Genomic DNA, 15,862 nt, shown 5'->3' with positions numbered 1-15,862 from the left:
ATCAGTCGCCCAGCCCGAGCCGCACCAAAAGGGGAGCGATGTCCGCGTCGCGGCCGCGGAGGCACCGAAACGATTCCAGCGGATCGCGCGTGTTGCCCTTGGAGAGCAGCTCGCGGCGGAACGTATCGCCGTTGACGCGCGTCAGCCCGCCGTTCACCCGGAACCACTCGACGGTATCGGCATCGAGGATCTGGCTCCAGATATAGGAGTAGTAGCCGGCCGCGTACCCGCCGTCGAAAATGTGCTTGAAATAGCCCGTGCGGTAGCGCGGCGGAACCAGATCGGGATCGAACCCCGCCTCGCGGAGGACACGGTCCTCGAATCCGAGTGGATCCGCGACCGACTCACCGGGGGACAAGGAGTGCCAGGCGAGATCCAAAACGGCGGCAGCGAGATACTCGGTGGTGGCGAATCCCCGGCACCAGAGGCCGGCTTCCTCCAGGCGATCCAGCGTCCCGTCCGGCAGCGGCTCGCCGGTCTGGACGTGCACCGCGTAACCGTCGAGGATTTGCGGCCAGAGCGCCCACATCTCGTTGACCTGTGAGGGATATTCCACGAAGTCGCGGGGGACCGCTGTTCCGGACAGTGAAGGGTAGCGTGCCGCGGACAGTAGCCCGTGCAGCGCATGCCCGAACTCGTGGAACAGCGTGCGCACCTGGTCCATGCTCAGCAGCACCGGCTGGCCGGCGGCGGGCCGGGGAATGTTCAGCGTGTTGGTGACCACCGGCCGCTCCCCGAGCAACGAGGCCGCCAGCCGCATCGAATTCATCCACGCTCCGCCGGCCTTGGTCGGCCGCGCGAAGAAGTCGCCCACGAACAGGCCCAGGCCGTTGCCGTCGGCTTCGAAGACCTCCCATATCCGCAACTCCGGGTGGTAGCCGACGATGTCGTGCCGTTCCGCGAAGGTGATGCCGTAAAGCTCCGTCGCCGCGCGGAACACGCCGTCGGTCACCACCCGCTCGAGCTCGAACCACGGCTTCAGTGCCTCCTCGTCCAGGGCATACACGTCGCGGCTGACCCCGGCGGAGTAGTGGGCCCAGTCCCACGGGCGAATCGGCCCACCGGACTTGGCGGAGAGGATGGCCGCCTCCTTGCGGGCGTTGGCGACGGCCGCCGTTGTGAGCGACGACAGCCTCGCACGCACCGCATCCAACGACGGGGCGGTCTGCGCGTCCAGACTGAGTTCGGCGTGGTTCGCGAAACCCAGAAGCCCGGCGCGGTCGGCCCGGAGGGCTGCGGCCTCGGCGGCCAGATCCAGGGTGCGCTCGGGGCCGTTCGTGCCTCGTCCCACGGAAGCCTGGAAGACCCTGCGGCGGCTCTCCCGGTGGTTCAGCGCCTCGAGCACGGGTTGCGCGGTGGGAAGGACGGGGGTCAGGAGGTAGCCGTCGTCGTACCCCGCATCCCGCGCCGCGGCCGCTGCGGCCTCCAGGGCGTCCGCCGGCAGCCCGTCGAGTTCCTCCTCCGACGTGAAGTGGACGGCCGCGGCGTTCATTCCCGCCAAGAGTCGCCGGGAGTAGGCCGTACCCAAAGCGGAGAGCCTGCTGTTGATGTCCCGAAGCCGGGCCTTGTCGGCGTCGTTCAGCTCCGCACCCGCACGCCGAAAGGAACGCAGGGTTTCGGAGGCCAGCCGCGCGTCTTCTCCACCGAGGACAGATGCGTCCACGGACGTGAGCCGGGCGTACAGGGCACCATCGAGGTGGATCGCGTCGTGGTGGGCCGAGACGACGGCCTGGATCCGCTCGTCCGCGTCGAGGATCTCCGGTGTTCCGTGCGCCGCCTTCACGTTCCCGAAGGCCTCCTCCGCCCGGCGCAGCAGCTGGCCGCTGCGCTCCAGTGCCTCGAAGGTGTTCCCGAACGACGCCGGCGACTCATCCCCGGCGATCGCGGCGAGTTCGGAAAGCTGCTCGGCAGCTCCCCGTTCGACCGCATCGACGTAGTGCGCGGGACGAAGCGCAGCGAAATCCGGCATCTGGTACGGCAGGCGGCTCTCCGAGAGCAGGGGATTGGTCATGCAAGTACCTTCCCACAGCGCGCGGGCACCGACCCGCCCGAGCGCCGCAATTGCGGAATCGCGCGATGCCGCGACGCCGGTCTAGGCTGGAGCTTCCCGATTCACCAGTCCCGCGCCCGGCGCGGACCACCGCCCGGCGCCGCCGGGGGAAAGCGACGTCGAGTGTCTAAGATTGGAGTCCTGGCCCTCCAGGGAGACTTCCGCGAGCACGCGGCCGCACTGTCCGCCGGAGGCGCGGACGCCGTGCCAATCAGGCGGCCAGAGGAGCTCGACGGCATCGACGGGCTGGTCCTTCCCGGAGGTGAGTCGACCGCGATCGACAAGCTCGCGCGCGCCTTCGGGGTGGCCGAACCGCTCAAGCGCAAGATCGCCGAGGGACTGCCCGTCTACGGATCCTGCGCCGGCATGATCCTGCTGGCCGACACGCTGGCCGACCCCGCCACCGACCGCGCGGGCAACCCGCAACAGACCTTCGGCGGGATCGACATGGTGGTGCGCCGCAACGCGTTCGGCCGGCAGGTGGACTCGTTCGAGACCGACCTGGACTTCGCCGAACTGGACCGGCTGCCGGGCGGGACCGCCGAACCGGTGCACGCCGTGTTCATCCGCGCGCCGTGGGTCGAGAAGGTCGGCGCCGGGGTCGATGCCCTGGCCTCCGTCGATGTCCCGCCGGGGCACGGGGCGGCCGCGGCGGACGGTGTCGCTAGAATTGTCGCAGTTCGATCGGGGATGCTGCTGGCCACCTCCTTCCATCCGGAAGTGACGGGGGAACGCCGCATCCACAAACTATTCATCCAGATGATCAGGGGAGAAGCGTAAGCATGTCGGGCCACTCCAAATGGGCAACCACCAAACACAAGAAGGCCGTCATCGATGGCCGCCGCGCCAAGGCGTTCGCCAAGCTGATCAAGAACATCGAGGTCGCCGCGCGCGCCGGGGGAGCCGACCTGTCCGGAAACCCCGCGCTTGAGGTCGCCGTCGCGAAGGCCAAGAAGACCTCGGTCCCCAACGACAACATCGACCGCGCCGTCAAGCGCGGCGCGGGCCTCACGGGCGAGTCGATCGACTACCAGGAGATCATCTACGAGGCGCGCGGACCGCAGGGTTCGGCGCTGCTGATCGAGTGCCTCACGGACAACAAGAACCGGGCCGCGTCCGAGGTCCGCTTGGCCGTCACCCGCAACGGCGGGACCATCGCCGATCCGGGATCCGTCAGCTACCTCTTCGCCCGGAAGGGCGTGGTGGGCCTGCCGAAAAAGGAGCTGACCGAGGACGACCTGCTGATGGCCGTGCTCGACGCCGGCGCCGAGGAGGTCAAGGAATCAGGGGAGGCGTTCGAGGTGCACTCCGAGCCGCAGGACCTGCGTGCCGTGGTCACGGCGCTTGACGAGTCCGGAATCGAATACGAGACCGACGAGGTCGAGTTCGTGCCGTCGATGCAGGTTGAGCTCGACGCCGATGCCGCGCGCAAGTTCCTGCGGCTCGCCGAGGCGTTGGAGGATCTCGACGACGTCCAGAACGTGTACTCCAACGCCGACATCGGCGCAGAGGTCATGGCCGAGCTCGAGGACGACTAGGCTCCCGTGGCACTGCGCGTGGTCGGGGTCGACCCGGGACTCACCAGGTGCGGGCTGGCCGTGGTGGACATCGAGCCCAACCGCCGCGCCACGCTGGTGGACGTGACCGTCGTCGGAACCACTCCCGACCGTCATCTCGACGAACGGCTCTTGGCCATCGCCGACGCCATCGACGCGTGGCTGGATCGGTTCAGTCCCGATGTCATGGCCGTCGAACGGGTGTTCAGCCAGTTGAACGTCAGCAGCGTCATGGGCACCGCCCAGGCCTCGGGCATCGTGATCGTCGCCGCCGCCCGGCGGGGCATCCCCGTCGCCCTGCACACGCCAACCGAGGTCAAGGCGGCCGTCACCGGCAGTGGCCAGGCCAACAAGGACGCCGTCGGCAAAATGGTGGCGAAGATCCTCCGGCTCGACGCGCCGCCGCGGCCGGCGGACGCCGCCGACGCCGCGGCGCTGGCCATCACGCACGGCTGGCGCGGAGCGGCTCCCGGCACCCAGGCATCCCATGCCGTCGCCGGGGGGTCCAGCGGCCTGACGGCGGCGCAGCGCGCATGGGCGGCCGCCGAGGCCGGCGCCCGGCGTAACGCGGGACCGCGTCGCTGAGCCGAAACGTCGGCGCCAGCCGGTACGCTGTTCGTAGATATGTTCGGGTCGCGCGGCGGCCGGACGCCCGTACGACGCCGGAGGTTGGCCAAGCATGATCAGTTCCCTGAGTGGCGTGGTGCGCCACGTCGGACCGAGCAGCGCCGTCGTCGAGGTTTCCGGCTTCGGCATGCTGGTCCAGGCCACGCCCCAGACGCTTTCGAACCTGCACACCGGACGCGACGCGGTGGTGCACACCTCCATGGTGGTCCGCGAGGAGTCGATGACGCTCTTCGGCTTCGCCGACTCCGAGGAGCGCGGGGTCTTCGAAACGCTGCTGTCGGTGGCAGGAATCGGTCCCCGTCTGGCACTGGCCATCCTCGCGGTGCACACGCCGGAAGACGTTCGGGTGGCGGCCTCCTCCGGAGATGCGAAGGCGTTCACGCGCGTCCCGGGCGTCGGTCCCAAGGGCGCACAGCGAATCGTCTTGGAACTCGCGGGGAAACTGGTGCCGACCGGCGAGGCCGGCGGCCGTACCCCCGCCGGCGCCGGACCGGCGTGGAAGGGCCAGGTGCTCGAGGCCCTGACCGGTCTGGGCTGGTCGGAGAAGGACGCCGTCAAGGCCGTCGACGCCTCCGCGGAAGCCATGCCCGAGCTCGTCGCCGAGGGCAACGTGGGGGAGATCCTCCGCGCCGTGCTGCGGGATTTGGGTCGCGGCACGGCACGGACCGGAAGGTAGGGTGGCCGCATGTCCGAGAACGTACCGTTGACCGACGCGGGCAGCGAACCCGAGGAACGGGCCATCGAAGCCGCGTTGCGCCCCAAGAACCTCCACGACTTCGTGGGGCAGCACCGCGTGAGAAACCAACTGTCGCTAGTGTTGGAGGCCGCGCGGATCCGCGAGCGCACGGCGGACCACGTCTTGCTCTCCGGCCCGCCGGGACTGGGAAAGACCACCTTGGCCATGATCGTGGCCGCCGAAATGAACGCGCCGTTGCGGATCAGCTCCGGGCCGGCCATCCAGCACGCCGGCGACCTCGCGGCGATCCTCTCCTCGCTGACCGAGGGCGAGGTCCTGTTTCTGGACGAAATCCACCGCATGAGCCGTCCCGCGGAGGAAATGCTGTACATGGCCATGGAGGACTTCAGGGTGGACATCGTGGTCGGCAAGGGCGCCGGCGCCACCGCCATCCCGCTGGACCTGCCCCCGTTCACGCTCGTCGGCGCGACCACCAGGGCGGGGCTCCTTCCGGGACCTCTGCGGGACCGGTTCGGGTTCACGGGACACCTGGAGTTCTATTCGACCGACGAGCTGGAGCTGGTCCTGCGCCGCTCCGCCATGCTCATGGACCTCCGCGTCAACTCGGCTGCTTTCGCGGAGATCGCCTCGCGCTCCAGGGGCACCCCGCGCATCTCCAACCGGCTGCTGCGCCGCGTCCGCGACTGGGCGCTGGTCCACAAGGTGGAACAGATCGACCAGCGTGCCGCATCCGCGGCGCTGGACATGTACGAGGTCGACGAACGCGGCCTGGACCGCCTGGACCGTGCGGTGCTCCATGCGCTGTGCACCAAGTTCGGCGGCGGACCCGTCGGGCTTTCGACGCTCGCCATCGCGGTGGGCGAGGAGACGGAGACCGTGGAGACGGTCGCCGAACCCTACCTCGTGCGGGAAGGGCTTCTGGGCAGGACGCCGCGCGGCCGGATCGCCATGCCGGCCGCATGGGCGCACCTGGGGCTGGCCATGCCGCCCGACGCGTTTCTGGGCAACCAGCCCGCTCTGGTGTTCGACGACGCGGCGTCGGGGCCCATCGACTCCTGATCGCGCCGCGCGGGATCGGCACAGCGCGGCGCGGCGGTTCGGCAAGCCGTCGGCCGCGTCACACAACGTTCAGGATGCGGCTATACAATGGGGGCTTGCCCCGGTGGAGGCCCCGCGCCACACACCGACATCCAGCGAGAACAGAAACAGGTAGCAACTTTTGACCACCACGGTACTGGCCCAAAGCACGCAACCCGCCACCGGATTCGATCCGATGACGCTCATCCTTTTGGCGGCGTTCGCTTTCCTCATCTTCATGATGGTCCGCGGCCGCAAGAAGGCGAAGAAGCAGCAAGAAGAGCTCCAGTCCGACCTGCAGCCCGGTGCCGAGGTGATGACCCAGTTCGGCCTGTACGGAACCGTGGTCTCCATCGACAAGGATGAGAACAAGATCGTGCTCGAGCTGTCCCCCGGCCACCTGGCCACCGTGCATTCGCAGGCTGTCGCGCGCGTCGTTCCCACGTCCGCACCGGCCGAGGACGCCACAGACTCCGCGGACGCATCAACGCACGTCGACCCCGCCGTCGAATCCGCGGACGCGGCCCACGAAGAGACCCCCGAAGAGACCCTGCGCCGCCTCGACGGGGACGCCAAAAACAAGGAATAGCCCGCCGCGGAGCCTGCCGCACGCGGCGGGCACGGTCGTGCCCTTCGATGCCCGAACGGGCGTCTCGAGAAGAAAGTCCCCGCAATGTCATCAAACGGCCCGATCAGGCACGCCAGGCGCGCGCTGCTGTGGCTCACGGCTCTCGTCGTCATCGGCAGCGCCCTCCTTGTCTCGGGCGTCGCCACCGGAAACTCGACCTGGTCCCCGAAGCTTGCGCTCGACCTTGAGGGCGGAACACAGATGATCCTCTCGCCCGAGGTCCAGGGAGGCGCCGCGGCCACGCAGGAGCAGCTCGACCAGGCGGTGGAGATCATCCGGCAGCGGGTCGACGGATCTGGCGTTTCCGAGGCCGAGATCACCACGCAGTCCGGACGAAACGTCATTGTTTCCATGCCGGGCACGCCCGACGCCAAGACGCGGGACCTCATTCAGGCGTCCGCGAACATGGAGTTCCGCCCGGTCATCATCGCCGGTTCCTTCGCCGCAATCCCGGAGGAAAGCCGCACGCCAACCGCGGAGCTTCCGGAGCCGACGGCCGAGCCGGAAAACGCATCCGACACCAACTGGATCGACGCCGATTTGATGGCGGACTTCGAGGCCTACGACTGCGCCACCGAACTCGCTGGCCGTTCCGCCACCGCGAGCGACCCGGACCAGCCGATGATCGCCTGCGATCCCGGCACGGGATCCAAGTACATTCTCGGACCGGTCGAAATCCCGGGTACGGACATTGCGGACGCCGGCTTCGGCATGCAACGCGGACAGCAGGGATTCACGACCGGACAGTGGGAAGTCACACTCGAGTTCAACGGCGCCGGCGGCTCCAAGTTCAGCGAGGTCACCCAGCGACTGGTCGGCATGTCCGGCGCGCAGAACCAGTTCGCGATCGTCCTGGACGGCATCATCGTCTCGGCCCCGACCACCAACGCGATCATCGGTGACGGCAGGGCCTCCATCACGGGATCCTTTACCGAACAATCGTCCGAGGCTCTGGCCGAACAGCTGAAATACGGGGCGCTACCGATCAGTTTCGAGATTCAAAGCGAGCAGCAGATCTCGGCGACGCTGGGCTCGGAACAGCTGAAAATGGGCCTGATCGCGGGCCTCATTGGGCTCGCGCTGGTGGCCCTCTACTCGTTCTTCCAATACCGGCTCCTCGGGTTCGTCACCATGGCGTCGCTGCTGGTTGCCGGGATCCTGACCTACCTCGCGATCGTCTTGCTCGGATGGGGACAGAACTACCGGCTCTCGCTGGCCGGCATCGCCGGCATCATCGTGGCCATCGGCCTCACGGCGGACTCCTTCATCGTCTACTTCGAAAGGGTCCGCGACGAACTCCGCGACGGCCGGAGCCTTCCGTCCGCCGTCGAAACCGGATGGAAGCGCGCCCGTCGGACGGTGGTGGCCTCCAAGGCCGTGAACCTCCTCGCGGCTGCCGTCCTGTACGTGGTCGCCGTCGGCAACGTGCGGGGATTCGCCTTCACCCTCGGTCTCACGGCCATAGCCGACCTCGTCGTCGTCTTCCTGTTCACGCACCCGGTTCTGCAATACCTCGCGCGAACCAGGTTCTTTGGCGAGGGGCACCGGCTTTCCGGCCTCGATCCGTCCCTGCTGGGCGTCGAACCGCTGTACAAGGGTGCCGGTCAGGTGCGGCGCTTCAACGTTGACGCGGCGGCATCCCGAACCAAGCGGAACACGGGTTCCGCCCAGGAGGCGGAACGGCGACAGACCATTGCCGAGCGACGCAAGGCGGCACAGGGTGCGGGGACCGCGGCGTCCCCGGCCGACGCACCGACGAAGGAATCCGACAATGCCTAATCTCGCCATCTGGGGCAACGAGCTCTACACGGGCAAGCGCTCCTACCCGTTCATCGGGATGCGACGCGTGTGGTTCTCAATCGCCGCCGCCTTGGTCCTCCTTTCCGTGGTCGTCCCCATCGTCAAGGGTGGATTCAACCTCGGCATCGAATTCACGGGTGGATCCGAATTCACCGTCTCGCGGGTAGACAGCACCGAGATATCCCTGGGCCAGGAGGCCGTGCTCTCCGTGGTTCCGGACCACACCCCCCGGGTCACCAACATCGCCCCCAGCACCATGCGCATCCAGACGGACCAGCTCGGTGGGGACCAGACGCTGGAGGTCGCGGAGTCGCTGGCAGGTGCGTACGGAGTCGAAACCGACCAGGTCACGTCCACGTTCGTGGGTCCCTCCTGGGGGCAGGACGTGTCCAAGCAGGCACTGTTCGGCCTCATCGCGTTCGTGGTGCTCGTGGCCTTGCTCATGGCGTTCTACTTCCGCACATGGAAGATGTCGCTTGCCGCCATCATCGGGCTGTTCACGGTCGTTATCATCACGGCGGGGATCTACGCGCTCTCCGACTTCGAGGTGACCCCCTCGGCGATCATCGGCTTTCTCACGATCCTGAGCTACTCGCTCTACGACACCGTGGTGGTCTTCGACAAGATCCGCGAGAACACGTCCAACCTCTTCGAACAATACGAGAGGTCTTTCACGGAGAAGGTCAACCTGGCTATCAACCAGACCCTGGTCCGTTCGATCAACACGTCGGTCGTGGCGGTCCTTCCCGTGGGATCCATCCTCTTTATCGGCGCCTTCCTCCTTGGTGCCGGTACCCTGCGCGATCTCGCCTTGGCCCTCTTCGTCGGCATCATCGTGGGCACGCTCTGCACCATCTTTGTCCAGGCTCCGCTCTACACGGTGCTGCGTGAAGGGGAGGCGGACATCAAGCGCCACGACAAGCGCGTCATGGAACGCCGCGGGGAGAGCGTCCCGGCATAGTGGCCGCGCGCGGCAATCGCGGGGGAGCGGCCGCGCGGGGCACCCATAGGCTCCGCTTCGAGCGAACCCTGAGGTTGAACCCAACGTGTGCCAGCTTGCTATAACCTTGTGTTTACCGTAGTTCCACAGCCGGTTCCGGATGAAGCAACGCCGGTTTCGGGTTCCAGTGAACCATCGGTACGCGGAACCACCGAGAGGAGCAGCCTTGGCCGAGCAGCCCATCAACGCCGCTCCTGGATCACTCCCGCCATCCGAAAGGCTTGGCCCGGGTCGACGCGAGCGGACCATGTCGCGCCTCGCTAGGCTCGCGGGCCGCAACACGTCCGGACAGCCGCCAATCCTCGAGCCCCTCCTTCGAACGGTGCGCGCCAACAGCCCCCGTGAGGCGCTGGACCTGATCACTCGCGCCTACGCGGTTGCCGAGCGGCACCACGAGGGGCAGAAGCGCAAGAGCGGCGATCCGTACATCACGCATCCGGTCGCCGTGGCCACCATTCTTGCCGAAATGGGGATGACGGGGACGACGCTGGCAGCCGCGCTGTTGCACGACACGGTGGAGGACACCGACTACTCCCTAGAACAGCTTCGGCACGACTTCGGCGACGAGGTGGCCATGCTGGTGGACGGCGTGACGAAGCTGGACAAGGTCCAGTTCGGGGAGTCCGCACAGGCCGAAACCGTCCGCAAGATGGTCGTCGCCATGGCCAAGGACATCCGCGTTTTGCTCATCAAGCTGGCTGACCGTCTCCACAACGCCCGGACCTGGCGCTACGTCTCGCCGGAGTCCAGCGCCAAGAAAGCCCGCGAGACCCTGGAGATCTTCGCCCCGCTGGCGCACCGGTTGGGCATGAACACCATCAAGTGGGAACTTGAGGACCTGTCCTTCGCCGCGCTACACCCCAAGGTCTACGAAGAGATCGTGCGGATGGTGGGGGACCGGACGCCGGAACGCGAGAAGTACCTGGCGACGGTCAGGGCCCAGATCGGGGACGACCTCCAGCAGGCCAAGATCCGGTCGAAGATCACCGGCCGTCCAAAGCATTACTATTCCATCTACCAAAAGATGATCGTCCGCGGCAAGGACTTCGACGACATCCACGACCTGATGGGCGTTCGGGTTCTGGTCGACAGCGTGCGCGATTGCTATGCCACTCTGGGTGCCCTGCATGCCCGGTGGAACCCCCTTCCCGGGCGGTTCAAGGACTACATTGCCATGCCGAAGTTCAACATGTACCAGTCCCTGCACACCACGGTGATCGGTCCCGGCGGCAAACCGGTGGAAATCCAGATCCGCACGCACGACATGCACCGGCGTGCCGAATACGGCGTCGCGGCGCACTGGAAATACAAGAACCCGGGAGCGAAGCCCGAGGGCAACGGACCGGACGGCTCGGACATGGGCTGGCTCCGCAGCCTGCTGGACTGGCAGCAGGAGACGCGCGACCCGGGCGAGTTCCTCGATTCCCTACGGTTTGAGATCAACGCGGCCGAGGTCTTCGTGTTCACGCCGAAGGGCGAGGTCATGGCGCTGACAGCCGGTTCGACACCGGTGGACTTCGCCTACGCCGTGCACACCGAGGTGGGCCACCGCACCATCGGCGCACGCGTCAACGGCAAACTGGTGCCGCTGAACAGCGAACTTCACCACGGCGACTGGGTGGAGATCTTCACGTCCAAGGCGGAGGGCGCCGGGCCCAGCCAGGACTGGCAGGGGTTCGTCAAGAGCGCCCGCGCGCGCAACAAGATCCGCCAGTGGTTCACCAAGGAACGCCGCGAGGAGGCGATCGACAAGGGCAAGGACCAGCTGACCAAGGCACTGCGCAAGAACAACCTTCCGCTGCAGAAACTCATGACGCACGACACCCTGACGGCCGTTGCCCACGAGTTGCGCCACCAGGACATCACCGCGCTCTACGCGGCGGTCGGCGACGGGCACACGTCCGCGCAGAACGTCATCGAGCATTTGACCGCGCTGGTGGGACCCGCCCACCACGATGAGGCCGACTTCGACGAGACGCCGATACTCTCGGACTCCCTGCGCCACAAGACGTCCGATTCCGGTGTCATCGTCAAGGGCGCGGGCGAGGTGTTGGCCAAGCTCGCACGCTGCTGCACGCCGGTGCCCCCGGACAAGATCCGCGGCTTCGTCACCCGCGGATCCGGCGTCTCGGTGCACCGCGCCGACTGCGCCAACCTCGCTGCGCTGGCCGACCAGCACGAGCGCCTGGTGGATGTCCAGTGGGCCCCGACCAAATCCAGCGTGTTCCTCGTCGAGATCCAGGTCGAGGCACTGGACCGCAAGTCGTTGCTCTCTGACGTCACCCGCGTGCTGTCCGAGAGCCACGTCAACATCCTCTCGGCAAGCGTCAGCACGACGCGAAACCGTGTGGCGATTTCCCGCTTCTCGTTCGAGATGGGCGATCCCAAGTACCTGCACCACGTCCTGAACTCGGTACGCCGCATCGATGGCGTCTACGACGTCTACCGGACAACGTCCAACACGGGAGCGCGCAGAAACTAGGCAGCCCCCGCCGGCGCTCGTTCGGCCGCCGCGGTGAGCAGACCACGGACCAGCCGTTGCGCGCGCAGCTTGCCCGGCCTGCGTGAAACGTTCTCAACGAGTCTCAGGAGGTGGCCCTTAGGGCATCCGAGTCCCGGCGCGTTGACCATCCGCGTCAGGGCAAGAACCGCCTGCTCCTCCGGACTGTGGAAGGCAATATCGAGCGCGGTGCGCGCCGGCGTGGTGCACCAGACACCGCCGACCGCACGCATCTCGTTCGGCAGCAGGCGTGCCTCGCTCACACAGACGCGGAGCGGATCGCGGGCCATGGCCGAGCGGTGAAAGCGCGGCACCAGGATCTCCAGCTCCTCCGGCGGAGGAGCACACCCGTAGACCCAGGCCGCGGTGAGCCGACCGACGGCCCCGCCGCGCAAGCGCCGCCCCGCCAATGCTCCGGCTGCCGCGGCGCGCGGGACCTGGCCGTCCGGCTCCCCGGCCGGCACGTAGGCGCCGGGAAGGACCCTGCGCAGAACGTCGTCGAGCTCCATGGCCCTGAGTTCCTCCGCCGCGTGCGGAGCCCCCGCCACCAGTACGCGGATTCCGTCGGCGTCTTCCGGGATTTCTTCCATGGACACACCCTGCCGCACGGCGGATGGACAGCACAGGGGCCGGGCTCCGATTGTGGATATCGGTGCCCGGCCCCTGTTGGTGCTCTGGCTACTGGAAGTCCTGCGCGGACTTCCGCAGCGTTTCCAGCCACGCGCGGCGGGCCTCCAGGGCCTCCTCCGCCTCGCGGATCTTGCGGTCGTTGCCCTTGGCGCGGGCCTTCTCCAGATCCGCCTCGAGCGCGTCGATCGTTTCCTCGAGCTGCGTCAGCATGCTGTTGCTGCGTGCCTTGGTCTCCGGGTTGGACCGCTGCCACTGCTCGTCCTCCGCCGCGCGGACGGCGTCCTCCACCCGACGCAGGCCACCGTCCATGCGCTGCATCGCCGAACGCGGCACCTTGCCCGCCGCGTCCCACCGGTCGCGGATGGACTCGAGCGACTTCTTCGCCGCCGCAAGGTCCTTGATCGGCAAGAGCGCCTTGGCCTCGGCCAGGATCTCTTCCTTGAGCGCCAGGTTGCCCTCGAATTCCTGGTCAAGGGCCTGGTTGGCTGACTGACGGGCATCGAAGAACACGTCCTGCGCCGCGCGGAAACGCGCCCACAGGGCGTCGTCGTCCTTGCGGGAGGCCCGCTTGGATGCCTTCCAGTCGTCCATGAGGCGACGGTACTCCGCGGCGGTCGGCCCCCACTCCGTGGACGTCGAAAGTTCCTCGGCTCGCGCGATCAGGGCTTCTTTGGTGGACTTGGCCACCGCGTTCTCCGAGTCCAGCTGGGAGAAGAAGGCGCGGCGGTGACGGTCGAACGTGGTGCGCGCACCACGGAAGCGCTTCCAGAGCGAGTCCTCGGTGGAGCGGCCCAACCTGGACCCGCTCTTCTGCGCGGCCTTCCACAGCTCGAACAGCTCGTTCATGCGGTTGCTGCCCTGCTTCCACTGCACGGTCCCGGGATCGCGCCCGGCGAGCTCCTCGGCCTCGGCGACAATCGCCTCGCGCGCAGCCAGTTCCTCGGCGCGGTGTGCCTCGTGGGCCCTTCGCTCGGCCTTGTGCAGCTCCACAACCTCTTCGCGCACGACGGCGATGCGGGCCTCCAGCGCAACGAGGTCACCGACCATCTTCCGCTCGGCAACTGTTTCCGCCAGGTGGTCCAGCGTCTTGGCCATGTCGGTCGTCGGCGCCTTCGCCGCGACGCGCTGCTCCAGCAGCAACAGCTGGCTGACGACGTCGTCGTGCTTACGCACGAAGTAAGCCAGAGCCTCGTCGTGAGTCGCGTCCGGGTACTGTCCCACCGCGTGTTCCTCGCCACCGATGAGAACAAACACGTGCCCGTCCTCGGCCACGCGGGCGAATTTCGCCGCCTCCTCCAAGGGGGTGTTGTACGACGGCGGTGCCGGCACGGTGGGCGCGGCGGCCTTTGGCGGATGCGGTGCAGCGACCTTGGGCATTGGCGCTCCGGAACCGGGCCGAGGCGTCATCGACGACCTCGGCGCGGGGCGCGGAACAACCAGCTGGGACGGCGTGGGGGCATCGGAGCCCGAAGCAGTTGCTTCGTCTTCAGCGGTGACCTCGGCCGCTGGCCCAGCGGCGGGTCCGCCCTCTGCGGCCGGTTCCGGCGAGTCCTGGGCTGGAGCCTCCGTCCCGGCAACCTCCGCTTCCAGGTTTACCGCCTCGGGTGCCTGCGTTCCTGACTGTCCGGCCTCGGCGGAGGCGCCCGCCTGGCCTTCGGTCACGGGGGCGGACTGGTTGTGGTCGTCGGATTGCTGACTGGTGGTCACCGCTGGAACTCTTTCACTCGGATCCGTCCTGGAATGCCTCCAAAACTCGTGTTCTACCTGCACTTTACCGAGTCGCCCCGTCCACAGGTAGTTCACGACCCGCCGGTCGCCGAGGCCGTCGCTCTCCACCTAGAATGGGGCAGTCGCCGTGGCGCCCCCGCCTACCGGCGGACCGCGGTCGCCGCAGAGTACCCGGCCCCACATCTTGAAGGAGTTTACGACCCCATGGCACGCAAGGCCTCCCTGTCTGGTTTTCCCGAATGGCTGCCGAACGAACGTCTGGTGGAACTCCATATCCTGGACACCCTGCGCCGCACCTTCGAGCTGCACGGGTTCGGCAACATCGAAACCCGCGCCGTCGAGACCGTGGGCCAGCTGTTGCGCAAGGGCGAGATCGACAAGGAGGTCTACGGGCTCTCCCGGCTGCAAGGGGACGACTCCGAAGCCGCTAAGGCTGACCCCAATGCTCTCGCCCTCCATTTTGACCTGACCGTGCCGTTCGCCCGCTACGTGGTCGAAAACGCCGGCCACCTGGCCTTCCCGTTCCGCCGCTACCAGATCCAGAAGGTCTGGCGCGGGGAACGCCCCCAGGACGGCCGGTTCCGCGAGTTCACGCAGGCTGACATCGACGTGGTCGGCGACGGCACCCTGCCCTTCCGCTATGACGTCGAGTTGGCACTGGTGATCGCCGAGGCGCTGTCCGCCCTGCCCATCGGCGACTTCACGGTTCGCGTGAACAACCGCAAACTCGCCGAGGGCTTTTACCGGGGCCTGGGTCTCGAAGACACCGCCGGCGTGCTGCGCAGCATCGACAAACTCGAAAAGATCGGTCCCGAGAAGGTCGCGGCCCTGCTTCGGGAGGAGCTGGGCGCCACGCCCGAACAGGCCGCGTCGGCCTTCGCGCTGGCCGCGATCCGCACCGAAGACACCTCGTTCGTCGATCGGGTGCGCGCCCTCGGCGTCCGGCACGAACTGCTGGAGGAGGGACTCGACGAGCTCTCCCAGGTCATCTCCGCGGCCGCGGAACGTGCCCCGGGCCGTGTCGTCGCGGACCTGAGCATCGCCCGCGGGCTCGACTACTACACCGGGACCGTCTACGAGACGGTCCTCGTCGGCAGCGAACAGCTCGGTTCGATCTGTTCGGGCGGCCGCTACGAGTCGCTGGCCTCCAAGGGGAACAAGACATTCCCGGGCGTCGGCCTGTCCATCGGCGTCAGCCGCCTGGTCTCGCGCCTCTTGGCCGACGGCGCGGCGGCCTCCCGCGACGTGCCGACCGCCGTGCTGGTGGCGCTGGCGAACGACGACGCATGGCCCGCAGCGCAGGATGTGGCGGCGTCCCTGCGATCCCGCGGCATCAATGTCGAGGTCGCCGCCACGGCGGACAAATTCGGAAAGCAGATCAAGTACGCGGACCGCCGCGGCATACCGTTCGTCTGGTTCACCGCGGTCGACGGAACCCACGAAGTCAAGGACATCCGCTCCGGCGAACAGCTTGCCGCCGACCCCGCGTCGTGGATGCCGCCGTCGGACGACCTGGCGCCGAGCATGACGACGGCGGACCGGGTCTAAGCGCGGGTCCCCGCCGGCGAG

13 protein-coding genes are annotated in these 15,862 nt (G+C 67.6%); 10 read left to right on the top strand and 3 right to left on the bottom strand.

From position 1 onward, the window contains the following. Nucleotide 1: 1 nt before the first annotated feature. Nucleotides 2-2,011, bottom strand: a complete 2,010-nt coding sequence (locus AC0QSG_RS03250; protein WP_475376639.1) for a M3 family metallopeptidase — start codon at nucleotides 2,009-2,011, stop codon at nucleotides 2-4. Between the two features lie 162 nt (nucleotides 2,012-2,173). Here AC0QSG_RS03250 and pdxT point away from each other — a divergent pair, with 162 nt between their 5' ends. The 9 genes from pdxT (at nucleotide 2,174) to AC0QSG_RS03205 (ending at nucleotide 11,917) form a co-directional block, all read left to right on the top strand. Then, nucleotides 2,174-2,830, top strand: a complete 657-nt coding sequence (gene pdxT / locus AC0QSG_RS03245) for a pyridoxal 5'-phosphate synthase glutaminase subunit PdxT (RefSeq protein WP_475376638.1) — start codon at nucleotides 2,174-2,176, stop codon at nucleotides 2,828-2,830. A 2-nt stretch (nucleotides 2,831-2,832) separates the two neighbouring features. Continuing rightward, the gene (locus AC0QSG_RS03240; protein ID WP_435728714.1) at nucleotides 2,833-3,588 is read left to right on the top strand and encodes a YebC/PmpR family DNA-binding transcriptional regulator; all 756 of its coding nucleotides are present in this window, start codon (nucleotides 2,833-2,835) and stop codon (nucleotides 3,586-3,588) included. Between the two features lie 6 nt (nucleotides 3,589-3,594). Then, the gene (gene ruvC, locus AC0QSG_RS03235) at nucleotides 3,595-4,191 is read left to right on the top strand and encodes a crossover junction endodeoxyribonuclease RuvC (RefSeq protein ID WP_435728715.1); all 597 of its coding nucleotides are present in this window, start codon (nucleotides 3,595-3,597) and stop codon (nucleotides 4,189-4,191) included. A 94-nt stretch (nucleotides 4,192-4,285) separates the two neighbouring features. Further along, on the top strand, nucleotides 4,286-4,909 hold the full coding sequence (gene ruvA, locus AC0QSG_RS03230) for a Holliday junction branch migration protein RuvA (protein ID WP_435728716.1): 624 nt from the start codon (nucleotides 4,286-4,288) through the stop codon (nucleotides 4,907-4,909). A gap of 9 nt (nucleotides 4,910-4,918) precedes the next feature. Continuing rightward, nucleotides 4,919-5,989, top strand: coding sequence for a Holliday junction branch migration DNA helicase RuvB (ruvB, locus tag AC0QSG_RS03225; RefSeq protein WP_435728717.1), 1,071 nt, complete (start codon nucleotides 4,919-4,921; stop codon nucleotides 5,987-5,989). A gap of 160 nt (nucleotides 5,990-6,149) precedes the next feature. Further along, nucleotides 6,150-6,596: a preprotein translocase subunit YajC gene (yajC, locus tag AC0QSG_RS03220; protein ID WP_475376637.1), complete on the top strand. Its 447-nt coding sequence runs from the start codon at nucleotides 6,150-6,152 to the stop codon at nucleotides 6,594-6,596. Between the two features lie 84 nt (nucleotides 6,597-6,680). Continuing rightward, a complete protein-coding gene (gene secD, locus AC0QSG_RS03215; RefSeq protein ID WP_475376636.1) occupies nucleotides 6,681-8,414 on the top strand; it encodes a protein translocase subunit SecD in 1,734 nt (577 codons plus the stop codon). Continuing rightward, a complete protein-coding gene (secF, locus tag AC0QSG_RS03210) occupies nucleotides 8,407-9,396 on the top strand; it encodes a protein translocase subunit SecF (RefSeq protein WP_475376635.1) in 990 nt (329 codons plus the stop codon). The genes secD and secF overlap by 8 nt, the downstream gene beginning before the upstream one ends. Nucleotides 9,397-9,682: 286 nt before the next feature. Beyond that, nucleotides 9,683-11,917 (top strand): RelA/SpoT family protein, encoded by a 2,235-nt coding sequence (locus AC0QSG_RS03205; protein ID WP_475376634.1) that lies wholly within the window; start codon nucleotides 9,683-9,685, stop codon nucleotides 11,915-11,917. On the opposite strand, the gene AC0QSG_RS03200 is transcribed toward AC0QSG_RS03205, so the two are convergent. Next, nucleotides 11,914-12,525, bottom strand: coding sequence for a type IV toxin-antitoxin system AbiEi family antitoxin (locus tag AC0QSG_RS03200; RefSeq protein ID WP_475376633.1), 612 nt, complete (start codon nucleotides 12,523-12,525; stop codon nucleotides 11,914-11,916). The two genes, AC0QSG_RS03205 and AC0QSG_RS03200, sit on opposite strands and share 4 nt — an antisense overlap. An 88-nt stretch (nucleotides 12,526-12,613) precedes the next feature. Next, entirely contained in the window at nucleotides 12,614-14,272 is a 1,659-nt protein-coding gene (locus AC0QSG_RS03195) for a DUF349 domain-containing protein (protein WP_475376632.1), read from the bottom strand. A 225-nt stretch (nucleotides 14,273-14,497) separates the two neighbouring features. Between AC0QSG_RS03195 and hisS the strand changes: the two genes are divergently transcribed. Then, entirely contained in the window at nucleotides 14,498-15,841 is a 1,344-nt protein-coding gene (hisS, locus tag AC0QSG_RS03190) for a histidine--tRNA ligase (protein WP_475376631.1), read from the top strand. Nucleotides 15,842-15,862: the final 21 nt, after the last annotated feature.

This window comes from Arthrobacter sp. LT660 (genome assembly GCF_056172845.1).
Note: the sequence above shows the minus strand (reverse complement) of the source record. Positions and strands in the feature narration are given on the sequence as shown.